Source organism: Segatella sp. (genome assembly GCF_977051555.1).
Genome location: NZ_CDRSSE010000031.1, coordinates 1 through 18,223, shown reverse-complemented (window position 1 = coordinate 18,223; position 18,223 = coordinate 1). Strand labels below are relative to the sequence as shown.

Here is an 18,223-nt window from a genome sequence, read left to right as displayed (position 1 = left end):
ATGATAAACAGAAAATTAATATATAAGATTTTAGGGCAACTGCTTTTCATAGAAGCATTCCTGCTCTTCGTCAGTCTGCTGGTAGCTTTCTATTACCAGCAGGACGACATCTTTGCCTTCATTGTGGCAACACTTACCACTATCGGAGGCGGACTGGTGCTGAAATGGCGAGGACACGGAGCAGATAACTCAATGTCGCGCCGTGATGCCTATCTCGTGGTAACGCTCTCATGGATTGTATTCAGTTTCTTCGGAACCCTCCCCTTCATGGTGAGTGGATACATCAACAACTTTACCGATGCCTACTTTGAAACCATGTCGGGATTTACGACAACGGGAGCCACGATATTAGACGATGTAGAATGTTTCCCCCACGGACTGCTTTTCTGGCGTTCGCTCACCCAATGGATAGGCGGTCTGGGAATCGTGTTCTTCACCATCGCCCTGCTGCCATCGCTTGTAGGAGGACAGACCAAGGTGTTTGCTGCCGAGGCAACAGGACCTATCAAAACGAAATTGCATCCCCGGCTTTCCACTTCGGCTAAATGGATATGGAGTATCTATCTGATGCTCACCATTGCCTGCATCGCATCCTACTATGTGGCAGGAATGAATCTCTTCGACAGTTTCAACTATGCGATGAGCACGACGGCAACGGGTGGTTTCGCTACCCACAACAGCAGTACCGAGTTCTTCCATTCACCAGCGCTGGAATACATCTGTACGTTCTTCTGTTTCCTGTCGGGTGTGAACTTCACCCTGCTCTATGCAGCCGTCATCAAGTTTAAAATCAAGGATCTGTTCAAGAACTCAGAGTTTAAGTTCTATGCATTCATGGTTGCTGCATTCAGCGCCTTCATCATGGTAGAGCTGATGGTGATGCGCAACTACGATGTGGAGCATGCCTTCAGAAGTGCTATCTTCCAGGTGGTTTCTTTCATCACCACCACCGGTCTGTTTAACGACGATGCTGCTGTGTGGCCTCATGTTACCTGGGTGGTATTGGCAGCCTGCATGTTCTTCGGAGCCTGCTCGGGCAGTACGAGTGGAGGTTTGAAATGTATCCGTGGCGTGATGCTGGTAAGAATGGTGAAGAATGAATTCCGCCAGATTCTGCATCCTAACGCCGTGCTGCCATTGAAGATTGATGGTGTGAACGTACCAATGCAGAAGCGTGTTACGCTGCTTGCCTTTCTCACCACTTATCTCATCATCTGTCTGGTGATATCGTTCACGATGATAGCCATGGGCATCGACAATACCAATGCCATCACCATCACCCTGAGTTGTGTGGGTAATGTGGGACCTACGCTGGGTACGGAAATCGGACCAACCATGTCGTGGAGCGAACTGCCGGATGTGGCAAAATGGTTCTGCTCGCTGATGATGCTCATCGGCCGTCTGGAAATATTCAGTGTGCTGGTTATCTTAACGCCAGCATTCTGGAGAGAGAACTAACATACCCAGAGGGGGAGTTAGAAAATAAAAGAGAAGTTGATATTTGAAGTAAGAAATACGCTTACTAGACTAAGTATATTTCGCACAAAAAGCGTTATATATAATAAGGTATAGGTTCAGCAAGAGCCTTACCGGAGAGTAAGAAACCGTACTGAAGAGTACATTTATAAACTAAATATAGGTAAAAATGAAACCATTAAAATTTCAACCGCTATTAAAATCCACCATCTGGGGTGGCAGTAAGATTATCACTTTCAAGCATCTCGACGTAAAGCAAGAGAATGTGGGAGAAAGCTGGGAAATCTCTGGAGTACCAGGAAATGAAAGCATCGTAGCCGATGGCGAGATGCAGGGCAAGAGCCTCAACGAGGTTGTTGCAGAACGGAAGGGAAGCTTCCTCGGAGAAGAGAACTACAAGCGTTTCGGCAATGAGTTTCCACTGCTCATCAAGTTTATCGATGCCAACCGCGACCTCTCTATCCAGGTGCATCCTAATGATGAAATTGCCAAGAAGCAAGGTAAGGAACGCGGCAAGACCGAGATGTGGTATGCGCTGCCATGCGAGCCGGATGCCAAACTCTACAACGGCTTGAAGATGCAGATTACTCCTGAGCAGTACAAGGAGATGGTAGAGAACGATACCATCACCGATGCCCTGGCTCAGTATAACATGAAGGAGGACGACTGCTTCTTTATCCCAGCCGGCAGAATTCACGCCATCGGAACAGGCTGTTTCGTTGTCGAGATTCAGCAGACCAGCGATGTTACCTATCGCATCTACGACTTCAAACGCAAGGACAAGGATGGCAACTATCGTCAGCTCCACACCAAGGAGGCTGCTGAGTGCATCGACTACACCGTATTGCCAGACTATCGCCAGCACTACACTCCTGCCAAGAATCAGGGTGTAAGCATGGTGCAGTGCTCTTACTTCACCACAGCCGTTTATGATCTCGATGAGCCAATGACGCTGGATTATTCAGAATTGGACAGCTTCGTGATTCTGATTGGCTTGAAGGGTGAGTCTAAGATTACCGACAACGAGGGTAACGAGATTACTCTGCAGGGCGGCGAAAGCATCGTTGTTCCTGCCAGCACCAAGACATTGAAGATAGAAGGAACCTTGAAGTTCCTGGAGACATACGTATAAGAATACTGCCACAAACGTATCAAGCTTTTAAAGCATACGTATCAAGTATTCTAAACAAGTATAAGAAGTCGGTCGAAGAATTAACATATGTCGTTGACTATATTGCCTTCTTCAGCCGCACAACACCTGTTGGACAGTTAAAATCATTCTATTCTAGAAAATTTAACTTAAAGCAAATAAGGGGAAATCTATCTATCACAGTCTTAGAAGATAAGATTAAGTATCATAATGCAAAAAAGATGGAAAGAAAGAAAGAAAGATATTGAACTCCTATTTAGGCAACATTACCGTCCGCTATGCCTTTTTGCACTCCACCTTATAAATGATGTGGCAAGTGCAGAAGACATTGTCATGGATTGTTACCTAAAACTTTGGACAAAATGGAAAGAAGAGGAAATTAAAAATCCAAAAAGTTATTTATATATAGCTGTACGCAATGCTTGCTACGACCACAACCAGGCAATTAATAACAATACAAATGTGTCTATAGAAAATGAAGCGAAAGCCATAGAGCATCTGCTGTCAGACGATTTATTGCTTGCAGAAGAGCAAGCCTGTATTGAAGCAAAAGTATGGACAGCCCTCGACTCCTTACCTCCCAAATGCCGTGAAATCTTCCTCATGAGCAAGAGAGATGGCATGTCTTACCTTGAAATAGCGGAAGAATTACAACTCTCTGTTAAGACTGTCGAGGCACAAATAACCAAAGCATACAAACGCTTGCGAAAATACGCACAAAGATTTTATCATTTCCTGCTTAGTTTTTTCTAAATGCAATAAGGGTATTCTTAAAAATGCAGTCTTAGAGATAGACATTCCAATAGAAAAGATATGAAACAGATAGAAAACGAACATATAGACTTTGTGGTGAAATATTATCAAGAAGGCAAGTTGGACACCAAGCAAGCCATTGAGCATTTTCATCACTTAACCCAAGCACCAGTCAAGCGTTTGCACCTCAACAAGCGCATCATGTCTATGGCCGCTACACTCGCCATATTCATCGCTCTGTCTCTTACCTTATTATATATAAGAGGCAACAAAGCCCAAGAAACGACTGTAGCATCCACCAACTTGCCCATGACATGCCTACTGAAGGACGGTAGCAAAATCATCCTGGCACCACACTCTACCCTCATTTACAACGAGGATGAGCTAAAAAAAGGAAATCGCCAACTCACCTTGCAAGGAAAAGCATATTTCCTAGTACATCATGACAAGCTCCATCCCTGCATTATCCATACCCAACTGGGAAATGTAAAAATCCTTGGTACGATTTTCCAAATTGATGTCAAGCAAGAAGCAACAGAAGTTTACGTAGAGAACGGAAAAGTTTGCTTTTACAACAGCAAGCCTAGCCTCGGTCTAATCCTGACCAAGGGAAAGGGAGGAAAGCTAACCAAGAATAGCGAAAAGCCATCGGCTTACGAAGCATCAGCCAACTCTACTTCATGGGCTACCGGAGTATTCCACTTCAACCATACTCCCGTAAAAGAAGCATTGAAAGAGATGTCTGAATACTGCAATGAGACTCTCTCTACAGAAGCCAATGATAAATATCTTTCAGGAGATATTGAGATACGAAATGCAGAGGATGCAAAGGACATTGTGGAAAGAATTCTCGGCATCCAAATCGATATAGAGAGCAAGAATCATTAATGATAAAATAAAAGTAACAATAACAATGTTTGCAAGACTCATATTTCTAGCCATCGTCTTGACCGTATATGCTCCAGTATATAGTCAAGACACATCTATCGGACAAAGAATAAAAGAACTGAAAAAGACGCAGAAACTACATGTTGTCTTCGACAGCAAACTGAATCTAAAAGCTCCTGCCAATAGCGTGAAATGGGAGCAGAAGGGCAACAACATCTTTCTAATCCCAAAGGAAAAAGATACGCCAAAGGAAAAGACAAACTTACCAACTGGCAAAAAGAAAAAGCAAAAAAACAAGCACACCATCAGTGGTTATGTAAAAGATGAAAATGAAGAGCCACTCATTAATGCCACCATTTTCGATGAAAACACCCAAATGGCGACAATGACCAATGAGCACGGATTCTTTTCGCTTACCCTGCCAGAAGGAAAGCACCATATTGAGGTGAGTTTTCTAGGATTGAGCAAAGTACACAAGAATTTGAACCTCATCAGCGATTTAAAGCTTCAATTCCACATGTATGAAGACAACACGCTAGACGAAGTGGTAGTCTGTGCCGACCTGAACTCCCCTCTCCTCAATACCCAAATGGGCAAAAGAACCTTTACACACGACGATTTGTACAAGGGGTTCTCATTTATGAGTTCCCCGGATGTCATCAAACTGTTGCAGCAAGTTTCGGGCACAGCCCCAGGCATAGAGCTTGCATCGGGTCTATATGTTCATGGCGGCAATGGAGACGAGAATCTGTTTTTGCTCGATGACTCTCCGTTATACCAAATCAATCATTCCATGGGCTTATTTTCTTCCTTCAATACAGACGTGGTAAAAAACGTAGACTTCTATAAGGGTGGATTTCCTGCCAGATTCAATGGCCGCCTATCTTCCATCACAGACGTAAGAACCATAGACGGAAATCCGAAGAAGATACATGGCTCGCTGTCCATAGGAGTATTAGATGGAAAAATCAATATCGAAGGTCCTCTTGTTAAAGACAAGACAACATTTGCCTTTGGTATTCGTAGGTCTTGGTTCGACTTTGCGACACGTCCTGTCTTCGCCATCATCAACCACAATAAGCGCAACAAGTTCACGATGAACTACTTGTTCTATGACCTCAACGCCAAGGTTACCCACCATCTGTCAGATAACGACAAACTCTATATAAGTTTATACTCCGGACTGGATAAATACAACACTTGCGACAAGGAGAAATACGACGAAGATTTTTCCGAAACCGACAACGACTTCAAATGGGGCAACATAAACATCGCCTTGGGATGGAACAAGCAAATCAGCCCCAAGCAATACTTCAACCTTATAGGCACATTCACCCATAATCATACCCTGCAAGAATATACAGACAAAGAAGAAACCGAAATTTCAAAATCTGTGGCAGAATACACGAGTATGATGAAACAAAACAGCCAATCAAGCATATACGATCTAAGTATCAAAGCTGACTGGGAATATCATCCAAATACACGCCACAAACTCAATATAGGTGGAAACTATACCACCCATAATTTTGTGACCAAGACACACCAAACCTTAGCCTACAAAAACTATCTGGAAGAAACTGGTGACACCATGGTGGTAAGAGGCAAGAGTACTCGAAACTCTCATGAAGTAATGATGTTTGCAGAAGACGAATGGCACATCAACCCAAAATGGAATGGCAACATCGGACTCAACATATCGAGTTTCTTTGTCGATGGAAAGAGCTATCTTCGGGCAGACCCAAGACTTGCCTTCAAATACCAAGTGAACAACGGTCTGTCACTCAAGATGTCATACACCAAGATGTCACAATATGTACATCGCATCACTAGCACCTATCTGGACATGCCTACCGATTACTGGGTTCCCACGACTAAGCACATTCTGCCAGCTTACTCAACCCAGATTGCATTCGGCGCATACTCCCAGTTTAGCCCTAAATGGCTTGTTAGCATAGAGAGCTTTTATAAGAAATCAAGTCATCTCTTACTGTACCAAAGCTACATGGGCTTAATGCCACCAGCCACCCGATGGGAACAAGATGTGTTGAGCGGAAAGGGAAAGGCCTACGGCATAGAAATAGATGCCCAGTATAAGAGCAAGAATATTTCATGGGCTGGAGCCTATACTCTGTCGTGGTCTAAACGCCTTTTCGAAGGAATAGCCGACTACTGGTTCAGAGACAAGTTTGACAACAGACACAAGATAAGCTTATCTTTCTTTTACAAGATTAACAAAAAGATAGACTTAAATGCCAATTGGCTATACCATTCCGGCAACAGGATTTCGCTTCCTGCAAGCACCATCGTCTTGCCCAACATGCCTGGCTCTCCTCCGTCGTACGATACCACCTATCGCTTCACATCACCCAACAATGCGGCATTGCCAGCATATCATCGGCTAGACCTGGGGGCAAACTTCCATCACAAGAACGCCAAGGGAAGAGAAAGAATATGGAATGTAAGCATCTACAATGCATATTGCCATCTCAACACGATGTATGTGGATGTAAGGCAAGACAATAAAGGAAAATTCCGTGCCTCCTGCAAAGGATACATTCCAATCATCCCATCGGTAAGTTACACATGGAAATTCTAACAACATCACACAAAGAGAAAATGAGAAATATCATTCAAATCGTTTTTGTTTACATCTTGGCTTGGGCACTCAGCTCATGCCAAGATCATTTCGACATCAACCAACTGGAAGGCAAGCAGCAACTGCTCGTATATTGCTTTCCATCAGATATCGACTCCACCGACATACAGGTATCCGCCACTATGCCATTCTCCAACATCTATGAAATGCCCAAGGGCATCAACATCCATTGCTACGTAAACGGCAAGGAAGAAACAACCCGCTACCTCCGGAACGACGATTCCGACGAATGGGACAAATTCATCTATCGTCTTTCCGTCATCCCAAAGGAAGGAGACGAAATCAAAATTGTAGTGGAAACCGAAAACCTTGGCTCTGCATCTTGTTCCACAACAATTCCTTCCTCTCCCACCATCGACTCCATTTCGGCAAGACACATCCAAATAGATGGAGACAAATACCAACAAATCTGTATAAACAAGAAGAATTTCAAAAGAGAAAAAAGCTATTATGCAGTAAAAGTTTATGGAAGTTGGGACAAAAAGAACTGGGGATTATGTGATATCAATACCTATTCGGAGCCTCTTCTCAACAATTACATCATGGGGATTCCTGCCTTCAATGAAGACAGAAACTTTTATGATGGATTCTATATCTTCGAAAACTCCAGTATTCTGAACGACTCTGCCTACACGCTTCACCTCAACATAGAGGAGAATAGAGGTTACTATAAGGTGCTGCTCTATCACATCAGCGAGCCGATGTATGCATTTTTCAAGACCATCAATGACCAAACCAACAATGAGTTTGGCAAGTATGGTCTGTCATTCATCCACCCAACCTACTCTAACATCAAAAATGGTTGTGGTGTAATGGCAGGATATACCGTCGATGAAAAAATATACGAAAGAAAATAATGAAGAATAGAGTAAGGGTATTTGTGGAATCCATAGTCTTATCTATGAATATAAACAAAATTAATAAGGTTTTAAAGACATGTACAACATGAAAAAGAAAAGAATTGGTAAGGCTAGTGCATTGGGGATTCTTATCATATCATTATTTGCTTTTGCAGTAAGTTGCACTAAAGATGATGACATGGGAGGAAAAATGCCAATAATGAATCATCAAGACAATAACTATTATTTGTATGACTCTCCAGAAAAAGTTGATTCTTTATTCGAGATATACGAACAGCCTTATCACTTATGGAGGCTTGGAATCTACAGCAAAGAGACCCATGAAAGTATTGGAGGCATTTCTTTCTCTAACCAAAATGAGACTGAAATCCTAGATGATAAAGGAAACAAATTAGGCGAAGTGAAATATGGGAAAAACGATGTAATGGAAATAAACATCTATAATTTCTGTACACTCAAGAGAAAACTTGACTCTCAAAAAGGAAAGATGTATATCATCACTCCTACTCAAAACAAGAGAAAGGATATTTACGTAAGTCTTATTGTATATCATGACAAAGGACAGCCAACAACGGTGAATATTTACTAAATGGGGGGAAAAGGATTTTTAAAGGTAAAAAGGTAAAAAGAGCCTGGCGGGATGTCATCTGCCTGCTTTCTTTTTACCTTTTTACTTTTTTACCTTTTCCATTCATCCCAAAAAACAAACAATCTCAACTAAAAAGTTGAAAATAGCGAAAAATAATTTGTATTTTTCAACTAATTAATGTATCTTTGCAGCACAAAATAAATATCAAACAATGAATAAAGAAGATGAAGTCTCGCTATTTCTAAAGCGTTTCAAGGACAAAGCTAAAATATTTGGCATAGTCTTCCGTGACGATAGAGGAAAAAATACTCATGCCCTATTGGACTTGGAAATTACAGCCCCCAAACGTCTCGAAATCATCATGAACCTAGAAGTTAATGATTTCGTAGAAGGTCCCTTAGAAGATACGCTTAACAAAGTGGCAGATTTATGGGTGTTTGGAAAGAAAGTAAAATCGCAGGATGTCTATATCAAAATTTCGATGGGCATCGCTAACAATAGTGCCGTGTGCATTTCTTTCCATATCGCAGAGTATAAACTGGTTTATCAATTCAAATAAAAGAAGAAATGATGAAAAGTCCATTTACAGGAGGAAATGTAGTACTGCATTCGGAGAAACGAACAGCAGTTTTCAGAAAAGAGAAGTTCGAATACACTTTTCTTAGCTATCAGTGTGTAGATACACGCGAACTGTTTACAACAACAGAATTGGATACCGCCAATACAATGCAGATATATAATCAATATCGTACTAAGTATGGAATTCCATTCCCTGACGAGATACGCAATATACGCAGAAAATATGGTCTGTCGGCCACCAAGATGTCAGTGATATTGGGGTTCGGTGAAAACCAATATCGACTGTACGAGAATGGTGATATGCCAAGTCTTACAAACGGAAGGATACTGAAGACCATACAAGTACCTGCAGTGTTTGCTACATTTGTTGAAGCTGCCAAAAACTTACTGAATACAGAGGAATACGACAAGATTATGTTGTGTATCGAGGAATTAGAAAATGAATCAAACACCTCGAAACTTATCAAACAATTGATTTTTACTACCGATGGGAGAAATCAATGGAATGGCTATGCCCTGCCTTCAATGAGCAAATTAAAAAACACGATGCTGTACTTCATAGAGAAATTTAACGGAGTCTTCGTTACACAAATGAACAAACTTCTCTTCTATGCCGACTTTCTTGCCTACAGGAGCAGAGGATTAGGATTGACAGGCTTAGTATTTAAGGCAGTACCTTACGGACCAGTCCCAGAACGATGGGACCGAGTGTATAGTCTCGTGGATGATATAGAGCAAATGCCTATTGAAAACAAGAATGGAAACAGTGGAACAAAACTTGTGTCAGCATTGGAATTTGACGAAGCAAGTCTCAGTGAAGAAGAACTAAGTTGTCTCGCTAAGGTCTATGAAACATTCAAGAATGAAACGCCAAGCACAATCTCGGAAATCAGCCATCAAGAAGCTGCATGGCTCGACAACATAGGTAGTCATGGACGAATAGACTACGACTATGCCTTCTCGCTGAAGGCACTGTAAAAACGAGAACTCGAAAGCCGGTTTCATTGAGTTAGAACCGGTTTTCGAGTGACTCACATTTAACCCAAACACAAATTATAAATAACATCTACCGATATTAGCAATCTTCCTTATATCAATTCTCCAAGTATCTTTCTACGTCCGCCTGAATCTTTTGGAATTCGGGAGAGAATTGGTAGAAGGTGTTCTTCTTCATCATCATTTTCACTTTTCCAAGACTGTTCTCATAGCAAGCCATCTCTGTGCGTGCCTGCTCGGAATGGACAGCCCTATCCCGGATTTCATTCTCCCTGACATTGCGCAGGGCATCGCAGACGCTCTGCACCAAAGGACAAACCACCAGGTCGAAAAGATGATGACCCTGTATATATAAATAGGTGTTATGCTCGTTTACCCCCAGATTATTCAGGTACTGAATCATATCCGGCAACTCATCCTTGAACTTCTTGAACCGGCGCTCCAGCTGGAACAGCTTTGCCCTTACCTTCTTGGCGAGATAATTGATAGCTTGCTGAGGGTCCTGTATTCTTACCGATGGCAATACGATGACCTTGTCGAATTCAGCCATGTCAAAATGCATAGACATCTTGCGATGACGGATATAGAAGAGAAGATGCCACACGAAAAGCGGCCATATCGTACGGGAATAAGCCTCCAGAAATCTCTCGAAATCGAAGAGATGGGTATCGTTCAGCGTCACCATCACGCAGGTTTCGTGCAACCCCTTGGAGTAACACTGGAAATTCTCGATGGCATAAGCGTAGGTATGGAAGATATAAGGATTCTCCAGCATCAGCTGAGAAGCCTCGGTAGTACCCTGCCGCAGAAAATCGTAGTCGGCATCCACACAGGCTATCATATCCTTGCCCACTCCCTTGAGCATATTACTGATAGCTGCCTTCTTGCCACGGTCGAGATGGTTGTTGCGGGTAGGAAGTAGGATTTCAAAATACCGCGTCTCATCCTCAAACTTTCCCAGTACAGAACGCCAGAAGAAGACATCATCGTAACTCTCGACGTAAGCCACAATCTTGCGCCGAGCCTTCTTCGAGGTCATCTTGTTGGCGGCCTCGAAGTAGAGGGAATTGATATTATCGGTTAAACGTTTAGCCATAAGCAGAAAAATTCAACATTCAACACTTAACATTCAACATTACTTTATCGTGATATCGCTCACATCCGTCACCCGGTCGGTCCATCCGTCCATAACCACAGCAGGACTGTGGGTGGTCATGATGATCTGGATATTCGGATTGAGTTTCAGCACCAGACCGATGAGCTGCTTCTGCCATTCAAAATGAAGGCTGATTTCAGGCTCATCCATAAAGAGGATATACGGTTGATTGTCCTCCACCAGCACGGTGAGGAGGATGGCGAGAATCTGCTTCTCACCAGCCGAAAGCTGATAAGGCGAGAGCTGCTCGCCTATCTGATTGAAGCGGATTTCGTTGGCTGTACGGATGATGGTCTTGCCGGTATCCTTGAAAAGAGCATCAACCATATCCTGGAACATCTTCTTCGGTTCGCTCAGTTTCTGAGCCTTGAAGGCTGCATCCGGTTCACCACTCTGCAGAACGGCGATGATGCGGTTGCCGATGTTCACCTGATAATCCAGATACTTGCGCTGCAGCTGGAAGAGCTGCCAGTCGAGTTCGGTAACCAGAGTGAGGTCTATCTTATTGATCATCTCAGCATTCATCAATGGTCTGTCTACCGAGCGGATTACGTCGTAGCGAATCCACTTTGCCTCCTCCGGCTCCACCTTCAGATGCACGCCCTTGATCATGTGACTAGGAAATTCGCCACCTGCCGCCAGACCCTTTATCACCTTATTTAATATAGTACTCTTGCCCACGCCGTTTACACCACTCAGGATATTGACACGGCGGTCTAGGTTCCAAAGAATATGTTTGGTACCGCTCCAGAGAGATTCAATCTCTATCTGTTTGATATAATCAGCATATTTCTGCATAAGATATTCTCCTATCTTTAATAGTCAAGAACGGAAAAAGACTATTGTCTTAACTTCTTTAACTTCTTAACTCCTTTAACTTCTAAAAAATATACCGCAAATATAGCAAAATTCCTCGAATTTTTGTACCTTTGCACTCGATTTTATTCAAAAATAGGAAGATTTAAATAGAAATAAGGAAAAAATGGATAACAAACGACCTCTTATCGCCCACCTGTGCCTCTTCTGTTCCGGCGCATTCTGGGGACTGATGGCTCCCGTAGGCAAGGCAGCGATGCAAAACGGCATCGACGGCATCGACCTGGTGAGCTTCCGTGTATTGGGTGGCGCCATCCTCTTCTGGATTGCATCATTCTTCACCAAAAGAGAACATATCCCTACCAAGGACATCATCAAGATGGCAGGTGCCGGCATCTTCGGACTGGTATGCAACCAGTGCTGCTATACCATCGGTCTGAGTCTCACCTCGCCAAGCAACTCCAGCATCATGACTACCTCGATGCCTATCTTTGCGATGATTCTCTCGTTCCTGATTCTGAAGGAACCTATCACCTGGAAGAAGGCTATCGGTGTGCTGATGGGATGCAGCGGAGCCTGCATCATCATCCTGACAAGTGCTACGGCAGGCAATGCCAAGGTGGGAAATATCTGGGGCGACCTGCTCTGCATCTCGGCACAGCTTTCGTTCGCTCTCTATCTGGCGCTCTTCAAGCCGCTGGTTCAGAAGTATTCGCTCTTCACGGTTAACAAGTGGATGTTTACCTGGGCAACCCTCTTCATCTGGCCTTTCACGATAGGACATGTATCGGACATTCCTTTCGCCCAGGTTCCGATGAGCACCTGGTGGGAAACGGGCTACGTCATCTTCTTCGGCACTTTCCTGGGTTACATCTGCATGATGATTGGTCAGAAGACCCTGCGCCCTACCGTGGTAAGTGTATATAATTATGTGCAGCCGCTGGTATCAGTTACCGTGAGTGTCATCGTGGGGCTCGCCGTGTTCAAGGGCATGCAGGCGATTGCCGCCATCCTCGTATTCTCCGGTGTATGGCTCGTGGTCAAGAGCAAGTCAAAGCATGATATCGACAAGCATGACCACAGCCTGGCTTTCGAGAAAAGACATGCGTAGATTGCTTTAATATCGATTTATAAAACTGAAACTGTCCCCATCTGAAATAACAGATGAGGACAGTTTTTTATATACAAAACGAAGATCAGCAACCGAAGTAAACCATCAGTCCGCCCAAAACGATATACAATAGGGCGTATGGGATTGCCGAACGGAGAATCTCCCCATCCTTTCCCTCCATATCACAGGCAGCAGTCGCGATGGCGATGCTCTGCGGACTAATCATCTTTCCACCCGTGGCTCCCGTGGTATTGGCAGCTACCAGCCAGTTCTCCTGACCGCCCTCCATACCAAAGAAAGTACTCTGTCCCGTCATACCCAACTGATTGGCAACATGAGCCTGAAGCTTGGCAAAAAGGATATTAGAAGAGGTATCTGAACCCGTTACGAAGGTTCCGATGGCACCAATCATAGGAGCTACCAAAGGATAGAAATCACCCGTCACAGCCACCAGTCCGGAAGCAATGGAAGTAATCATTCCCGAATAGTTCATCACACTTGCCAGGGCTATCAGCGAACAGATAGTCACCACTGTCTTGCGCAGATTCACTGTGGTACGGGCAAGAATCACCATCAATCGCTTGAGGCTTAATCCCTGTATCAGTCCACCAATCGTAGCACCCAGAAAGAGCATCAGGCCCGCATTGGATATCCAGCCAAACTTAAAGGTGCTGTCGAGCACAGGCAGATGAACCGCACTCACCAAATGACTCTTGAGGAAAGCATTGACCGGAGGACAGAGGGCGCCGGAAACCAGGATGAATATCAATATAAAGAGGTAAACGCTCCATGCCTTCAGGCTTTCGGCAAGTGTAAAGGTTTCCTTATCCTGCACCTTGCTCTTTCTGGCAAATACCTTGGCGTATGCAATGATGGCGATAATGGCTGCCAGCGAACCGATGATGGCTGGAGTCTCCGAACCGAGATAATAGCCGCAGACAAACTGCACTACCACGGAAATCACTCCCACCCAGAGGGCGATGATGAGATTCTTGATAAGATTGTGCTTATCGGTAAGCGTTAGGATGATGAAAGGCAGGATGATAAAGAGAGGTGCCAGTTGGATAATGGCGAATGCCGAAGTCTCGCAAATCTGTGCCGCCGAAGCCGATCCGCTTTCCGCCACCTCGTTACAGAGCGTAGTAACCGGTACACCCACGGCACCAAATCCCGTAGCCACGGTATTACCAATCAAGGAAACCAGAGCCGAGAACATCGGTTTGAAGCCGAGTCCGATGAGGATGGCGGCAGGTATCGCCACCGCCGTTCCGAAGCCCGCCATACCTTCGAGCAGTCCGCCGAATCCCCATACGAGGAGCAGCACGAGCAGTCCCTGATCATCGGTAATCGATGTAAACTGCCTCTTGATCACCTCTATCTGCTTGCTTTCCACGAGGATATTATAGCTGTAGATAGCCATCAGGATGATGATGAGAATCGGGAATACCGCCTTCAGGATGCCTTCCACCACCGCCCATCCCGTCAGGGCGATCACGCTGTCCTCCGCATGTTCCGGGGCAATCATGCCTAGCGGCGAAGCAGCGAAGAGAGCGAGCAACACGGTAATTACGAGCGTCAGCAAGGCGCTTTTATGACCTGCCATCTTGAAGCCGAGCATCAGGATGAACAGCAACACGATGGGAATAATAGAAACTACAGATGCCATAAGCCATTCAGTTTTTTAATGTTTTCGATTGCTAAATTTTATGTTTATGACTGCAAAAATAACATTTTTCTTTGAAAAAAGAAAGCATTTTTTGAAAAAAATCTCTTCTTAGATGTCCGATTTTTCAATTTCATACGTCTATAGAATGTAAAGGTTATGAGAACAGATGAATTCAACCATATCATCCTACCGATGCGCAGCAACTTGAAAGCGTATGCGCTAAGGTTGACTGAGAGTGACGACAATGCCGAAGACCTCGTGCAGGAAGTCATGCTCAGGCTGTGGGACATGCGCCAGAATATCAAGGCAGAAGATAACCTCAAGGCGCTCGCCATCACCATCATGCGCAACAAGTTTTATGACCAGTGCCGACATGAGGAGCGGAACTTCACCACCGACAAGGTAATGGAAGTACCCATAGAAGACCGGCGGGCAGAGCAACGGGACGAGGTAAACCTCATCAAGCAGATAGTGGCACAGCTCCCGCCCTTGCAGCAGCAGATATTCCGCATGAAGGAGATAGAAGGCTATACTGCCGATGAAATCATGCAGATAACGGGATGCACTGCCGATAATCTCCGAAAGAATCTCTCCAGAGCCCGACTCAAAATCAGAGAGACTTATATGAACATCGTGAAACCGAACAAAATAAAGAAGGAGGAAAAGTTATGAATGATGAAATAAAAAGAATACAGAACTTGCTCGACAAGTATATGGATGGTGCCACATCCAATGAGGAGGAGGCAACGCTCAGAAAGTATTTCGAAGAGCATGGCAATGATATTCCGGAAGAATGGGAATCCTGTCGCGCCCTCTTCAGCTATATCGGATTCGAACAGATGAATCTTTCTCAAATTCTAAAAGGAGAAGAAGAGAAGGAGGAGGATTTCGAAAAAAAAGATATCGAGAAGGAAGAAATCCCAAAGAAGGAAGCTTCTCGCAGCAGATGGCTCAAATATTTCGGCACTTCTGTGGCAGCAGCCGCTATCATCGCATTCCTGATTGTGGGCATCCAGAAGATAGCCCAGCCTCAGCCTGAATGTTATGCAGTTATCGATGGAAAGGTTTATACTGACCAGGAGTTCGTTCATAACGAAGCCCTGGATGCCCTGGAAGATGTTTCGGCAGATTCCGAAGATCCATTCAGTGCCCTGGATATGATGAAACAATAAATTCATCTTAGATGAAACAATCAATCAAACTATAAAGTATAATATATATAATAAGGTATAGAATATGAAACGATGCAACTTGATAAAACGCTTCTTCATCGGACTGCTTCTTATCGTGGTAGCCTCGATTTCGGCTTATGCCCAGGAGGGACTATACGTAAAAAGTATATTCCAACGCTTCGGACACGCCAAGGGATGCAAGATGGTTACGATGCAGAATACGCAACTCAAAGGTTACAGGCTCAAGATATACAAGAGCCTGGTATATAAGAACCATGCCACGGAAATAGCCCACTATCTGAAGTCCGACCGCAAGGCTGCGAAAAAGATCAGAGAGGTGGTGGAGAATGGCAAGATGGTGAGCGGCTATTACATGATGGCACCCTTGAGCAATGGCAACAACCGCTTTATCCTCTTCAGCAATCCGAGTGAAAGCAAGGGAACCGTGATTTATATCGAAGGCGACCTGTCGCCCGAAGATATCATGCAACTCTGCTATTCCAGAAGATAGAAACAACATTTTCCTTTTGGAATCTTCTCAATTAGAATAAGAAACAACATAAAATAAAGTATTATGAATATCAAAAACGTAATGATGATGGCTGCCATGATGCCAGCCTTCGCCCTTGCTGAAACCAACAGCAACAGTGCACCTGTCTCTGTAGAGGCTAACGACACCACAATCAGAGTGAACGACCAGAACATCGTCATCAAGCAGGATGGTGAACAGACTTCTGTGAAGATATATAAGATGAACGGCAACGAGATGACCAAGATTTCCGAAACCCAATTCGTAGATGGTCAGGAAGTAGAAAAGGTATTTGTCACCTCGCCTTTCATCCCTCAGACTTTGAGAAAGCGCAAGCGCAGTCTGGAGAGTCATTATCCAACCTTCTTCTTCGGCTGCAGCCAGTTGCCAGGCAGCAGGGGAAGCATGGGAGGCAACAACGAGATGCACAGTCGCGACTCCAAGTCGTGGGAATGGGGCATCACCCTTACCAGTCTCTGCTTCCGCCTTTCCAACGAAATGGCGCTCACCTCCTCTCTCTCCATCGGACAGGTGCACCACCATTTCAAGGATAATTATGTATTAAGCACCCAAAACGGGGTATCTTCAATGACTCCGATAGAAGGCGAGATGCTAAAGAAAAGCTATATCAGCTATAATGTGCTCCGCCTGCCTATCATGCTGGAGTGGCAGAAGCGCATAGGATGCCATGATGCATTCCTGGCGTTAGGTCCATCCGTAGAATACCGCTGGCACGAGCATTCCCGCTACTTCATCGGAAAGCACAAGCATACCGAAACGGGCGATATCAACCTCAACCCTATCGGCTTGAACCTCGAGGCCCGTGCCGGCTACTCAGGAGTGATGCTCTACGCCCGTGCCGGAGTAACCCCACTGCTCAACAAGACCAAGGCTCCCGAGTGCTACCCGATGACCATCGGCTTAGGATTCAGACTGTAACATAGCTGCAATGTAGCAGGAATATAGCTGTAATGTAGCAAAACATAACTGAAACTGTCCTCATCTGAAACACCCATTCAGATGAGGACAGTTTTTTATTCTGCCAAATTCGGGAATTAAAAACGGCCAAATTCGGGAAAAATAATCGGCCAAATTCGGGAGTTAAATAATGCCAAATTCGGGAATTTGTGAAAAAAGCCCACAATTTCAGCATTTAGCCGCAAGCCTAGGATTTATCGAAAAAAGTGACGATAAGTGTGCGAAATCTCATAAAAAAACATAGATTACGCACACCTATCGCCACTTTTTGCTATTTATCGCCTTAATTTAGGCTATAGTAACAGAGAGGACTTTGTTATTTATTTTAGCTCAATCTCCATATTTTTATTTGGTCCGAAGGACATGTTTCCTTCATAACATGGCTTGGCTGAATCATATTTACCCGAAAAATCAGAACGATATACCATCACATGATAAGTGCCGGAAACTAAGTTCGATAGATTGAAACTTACATTATAGTTGCACATACAGTCTGCCTCAATCGTGGAATCTCCCAAAGGAATCAACACAATACGGATTTCTCCGTCTTGTGAACATACTTGAGGGCTAAATCCATTTACTGCACAATTTGCCTGGAGGTCAGTCACTTGAAAATGAGCAACATTTCTTGCATCAACAGAAACCGACATCTTTGCAGACTTTTCTTTTTCTGCTTTATAATATTCAGGCCGACTTTCTGTTGCTGAGAAGGAAGAAATACAGCCAGAGTTTACCACATCACTCATTCTTACCTGCTCCATGATATTCTGTTCCGTAGAACAAGCTCCCATTGCCATAGCAGCCATAACTAAAAATACAACTTGTTTAACCATAACTATATCTAT

Annotated in this window: 18 protein-coding genes; 14 read left to right on the top strand and 4 right to left on the bottom strand. The window is 44.1% G+C overall.

Going from position 1 to position 18,223, the window contains the following annotated elements:
- The 9 genes from ACWJAO_RS08515 to ACWJAO_RS08475 all read left to right on the top strand — a co-directional run bounded on the left by ACWJAO_RS08515 (window position 1) and on the right by ACWJAO_RS08475 (window position 9,932).
- Window positions 1-1,458 carry a TrkH family potassium uptake protein gene (locus tag ACWJAO_RS08515; protein WP_449139944.1) on the top strand — a complete coding sequence of 486 codons (1,458 nt, stop codon included), beginning with the start codon at window positions 1-3 and terminating at the stop codon, window positions 1,456-1,458.
- A 187-nt stretch (window positions 1,459-1,645) separates the two neighbouring features.
- A complete protein-coding gene (locus ACWJAO_RS08510) occupies window positions 1,646-2,608 on the top strand; it encodes a type I phosphomannose isomerase catalytic subunit (RefSeq protein ID WP_449139943.1) in 963 nt (320 codons plus the stop codon).
- A gap of 228 nt (window positions 2,609-2,836) precedes the next feature.
- Complete coding sequence (locus ACWJAO_RS08505; protein ID WP_449139942.1) at window positions 2,837-3,379, top strand: RNA polymerase sigma-70 factor; 543 nt, start codon at window positions 2,837-2,839, stop codon at window positions 3,377-3,379.
- Window positions 3,380-3,439: 60 nt separating this feature from the next.
- Complete coding sequence (locus tag ACWJAO_RS08500) at window positions 3,440-4,267, top strand: FecR family protein (protein ID WP_449139941.1); 828 nt, start codon at window positions 3,440-3,442, stop codon at window positions 4,265-4,267.
- 25 nt (window positions 4,268-4,292) lie between these two features.
- A complete protein-coding gene (locus ACWJAO_RS08495; protein ID WP_287802126.1) occupies window positions 4,293-6,866 on the top strand; it encodes a TonB-dependent receptor in 2,574 nt (857 codons plus the stop codon).
- Between the two features lie 20 nt (window positions 6,867-6,886).
- Entirely contained in the window at window positions 6,887-7,783 is an 897-nt protein-coding gene (locus ACWJAO_RS08490) for a DUF4249 domain-containing protein (protein ID WP_449139940.1), read from the top strand.
- A gap of 88 nt (window positions 7,784-7,871) precedes the next feature.
- Window positions 7,872-8,375: a hypothetical protein gene (locus ACWJAO_RS08485; RefSeq protein WP_449139939.1), complete on the top strand. Its 504-nt coding sequence runs from the start codon at window positions 7,872-7,874 to the stop codon at window positions 8,373-8,375.
- 211 nt (window positions 8,376-8,586) lie between these two features.
- Window positions 8,587-8,934: a toxin gene (locus ACWJAO_RS08480; protein WP_449139938.1), complete on the top strand. Its 348-nt coding sequence runs from the start codon at window positions 8,587-8,589 to the stop codon at window positions 8,932-8,934.
- A gap of 8 nt (window positions 8,935-8,942) precedes the next feature.
- Window positions 8,943-9,932, top strand: a complete 990-nt coding sequence (locus ACWJAO_RS08475; protein WP_449139937.1) for a type II toxin-antitoxin system antitoxin SocA domain-containing protein — start codon at window positions 8,943-8,945, stop codon at window positions 9,930-9,932.
- Window positions 9,933-10,047: 115 nt separating this feature from the next.
- On the opposite strand, the gene ACWJAO_RS08470 is transcribed toward ACWJAO_RS08475, so the two are convergent.
- Window positions 10,048-11,046: a DUF4435 domain-containing protein gene (locus tag ACWJAO_RS08470; protein WP_449139936.1), complete on the bottom strand. Its 999-nt coding sequence runs from the start codon at window positions 11,044-11,046 to the stop codon at window positions 10,048-10,050.
- Window positions 11,047-11,085: 39 nt separating this feature from the next.
- On the bottom strand, window positions 11,086-11,904 hold the full coding sequence (locus ACWJAO_RS08465) for an AAA family ATPase (RefSeq protein WP_449139935.1): 819 nt from the start codon (window positions 11,902-11,904) through the stop codon (window positions 11,086-11,088).
- Window positions 11,905-12,088: 184 nt separating this feature from the next.
- Between ACWJAO_RS08465 and ACWJAO_RS08460 the strand changes: the two genes are divergently transcribed.
- Complete coding sequence (locus tag ACWJAO_RS08460) at window positions 12,089-13,033, top strand: DMT family transporter (RefSeq protein ID WP_449139934.1); 945 nt, start codon at window positions 12,089-12,091, stop codon at window positions 13,031-13,033.
- An 85-nt stretch (window positions 13,034-13,118) separates the two neighbouring features.
- Here ACWJAO_RS08460 and ACWJAO_RS08455 read toward each other — a convergent pair whose 3' ends face one another.
- Complete coding sequence (locus ACWJAO_RS08455; RefSeq protein WP_449139933.1) at window positions 13,119-14,699, bottom strand: L-lactate permease; 1,581 nt, start codon at window positions 14,697-14,699, stop codon at window positions 13,119-13,121.
- 156 nt (window positions 14,700-14,855) lie between these two features.
- On the opposite strand from ACWJAO_RS08455, the gene ACWJAO_RS08450 reads away from it, so the two are divergent.
- The 4 genes from ACWJAO_RS08450 to ACWJAO_RS08435 all read left to right on the top strand — a co-directional run bounded on the left by ACWJAO_RS08450 (window position 14,856) and on the right by ACWJAO_RS08435 (window position 17,339).
- Window positions 14,856-15,371 (top strand): RNA polymerase sigma factor, encoded by a 516-nt coding sequence (locus ACWJAO_RS08450; RefSeq protein WP_449139932.1) that lies wholly within the window; start codon window positions 14,856-14,858, stop codon window positions 15,369-15,371.
- On the top strand, window positions 15,368-15,871 hold the full coding sequence (locus ACWJAO_RS08445; protein WP_449139931.1) for a hypothetical protein: 504 nt from the start codon (window positions 15,368-15,370) through the stop codon (window positions 15,869-15,871). The genes ACWJAO_RS08450 and ACWJAO_RS08445 overlap by 4 nt, the downstream gene beginning before the upstream one ends.
- A 64-nt stretch (window positions 15,872-15,935) precedes the next feature.
- On the top strand, window positions 15,936-16,382 hold the full coding sequence (locus ACWJAO_RS08440) for a DUF6108 family protein (protein ID WP_449139930.1): 447 nt from the start codon (window positions 15,936-15,938) through the stop codon (window positions 16,380-16,382).
- A gap of 63 nt (window positions 16,383-16,445) precedes the next feature.
- The gene (locus ACWJAO_RS08435; protein ID WP_287863258.1) at window positions 16,446-17,339 is read left to right on the top strand and encodes a hypothetical protein; all 894 of its coding nucleotides are present in this window, start codon (window positions 16,446-16,448) and stop codon (window positions 17,337-17,339) included.
- A gap of 359 nt (window positions 17,340-17,698) precedes the next feature.
- Here the strand turns inward: ACWJAO_RS08435 and ACWJAO_RS08430 are convergent.
- The coding region (locus tag ACWJAO_RS08430; RefSeq protein WP_449139929.1) for a hypothetical protein at window positions 17,699-18,223 on the bottom strand (525 nt) is incomplete at its 5' end.

What these genes read in the sequence shown, in the direction of transcription:
- ACWJAO_RS08515 (WP_449139944.1), top strand. Translation starts at nt 1, where the DNA reads ATGATAAACAGAAAATTAATATATAAGATTTTAGGGCAACTGCTTTTC.
- ACWJAO_RS08510 (WP_449139943.1), top strand. Translation starts at nt 1,646, where the DNA reads ATGAAACCATTAAAATTTCAACCGCTATTAAAATCCACCATCTGGGGT.
- ACWJAO_RS08505 (WP_449139942.1), top strand. Translation starts at nt 2,837, where the DNA reads ATGCAAAAAAGATGGAAAGAAAGAAAGAAAGATATTGAACTCCTATTT.
- ACWJAO_RS08500 (WP_449139941.1), top strand. Translation starts at nt 3,440, where the DNA reads ATGAAACAGATAGAAAACGAACATATAGACTTTGTGGTGAAATATTAT.
- ACWJAO_RS08495 (WP_287802126.1), top strand. Translation starts at nt 4,293, where the DNA reads ATGTTTGCAAGACTCATATTTCTAGCCATCGTCTTGACCGTATATGCT.
- ACWJAO_RS08490 (WP_449139940.1), top strand. Translation starts at nt 6,887, where the DNA reads ATGAGAAATATCATTCAAATCGTTTTTGTTTACATCTTGGCTTGGGCA.
- ACWJAO_RS08485 (WP_449139939.1), top strand. Translation starts at nt 7,872, where the DNA reads ATGAAAAAGAAAAGAATTGGTAAGGCTAGTGCATTGGGGATTCTTATC.
- ACWJAO_RS08480 (WP_449139938.1), top strand. Translation starts at nt 8,587, where the DNA reads ATGAATAAAGAAGATGAAGTCTCGCTATTTCTAAAGCGTTTCAAGGAC.
- ACWJAO_RS08475 (WP_449139937.1), top strand. Translation starts at nt 8,943, where the DNA reads ATGATGAAAAGTCCATTTACAGGAGGAAATGTAGTACTGCATTCGGAG.
- ACWJAO_RS08470 (WP_449139936.1), bottom strand. Translation starts at nt 11,046, where the DNA reads ATGGCTAAACGTTTAACCGATAATATCAATTCCCTCTACTTCGAGGCC.
- ACWJAO_RS08465 (WP_449139935.1), bottom strand. Translation starts at nt 11,904, where the DNA reads ATGCAGAAATATGCTGATTATATCAAACAGATAGAGATTGAATCTCTC.
- ACWJAO_RS08460 (WP_449139934.1), top strand. Translation starts at nt 12,089, where the DNA reads ATGGATAACAAACGACCTCTTATCGCCCACCTGTGCCTCTTCTGTTCC.
- ACWJAO_RS08455 (WP_449139933.1), bottom strand. Translation starts at nt 14,699, where the DNA reads ATGGCATCTGTAGTTTCTATTATTCCCATCGTGTTGCTGTTCATCCTG.
- ACWJAO_RS08450 (WP_449139932.1), top strand. Translation starts at nt 14,856, where the DNA reads ATGAGAACAGATGAATTCAACCATATCATCCTACCGATGCGCAGCAAC.
- ACWJAO_RS08445 (WP_449139931.1), top strand. Translation starts at nt 15,368, where the DNA reads ATGAATGATGAAATAAAAAGAATACAGAACTTGCTCGACAAGTATATG.
- ACWJAO_RS08440 (WP_449139930.1), top strand. Translation starts at nt 15,936, where the DNA reads ATGAAACGATGCAACTTGATAAAACGCTTCTTCATCGGACTGCTTCTT.
- ACWJAO_RS08435 (WP_287863258.1), top strand. Translation starts at nt 16,446, where the DNA reads ATGAATATCAAAAACGTAATGATGATGGCTGCCATGATGCCAGCCTTC.